Below are 201 nucleotides of genomic sequence, written 5' to 3' on the forward strand. Positions count from 1 at the left end.
TCCACCGCGACACCCCGCACCACACCAGGACCGGAACGACCGGCAGCGAGGGCACCGAGACCGGCCAGCAACTCCTCATTCCCGGAAGCCGTCACCACAGCACGGTGATCGAACCGGGAACGGCTCGACGCCAGTGCGTGTGCGAGGTCGCCCACCGACAAGTCCGCTGCGCCTGCCAATGATTCGGTGAGACGCGCGGCC

General features: G+C 68.7%; 1 protein-coding gene. It reads right to left on the reverse strand.

All coding sequences use genetic code 11. The features are described 5' to 3' along the window. On the reverse strand, positions 1–201 hold a 201-nt coding region (locus tag IH13_RS45910), incomplete at both ends, for a CurL C-terminal domain-containing protein (protein WP_420713328.1).

It is taken from the genome of Streptomyces sp. NRRL WC-3549, assembly GCF_000721935.1.
In the GTDB taxonomy this organism is placed as follows: domain Bacteria; phylum Actinomycetota; class Actinomycetes; order Streptomycetales; family Streptomycetaceae; genus Streptomyces.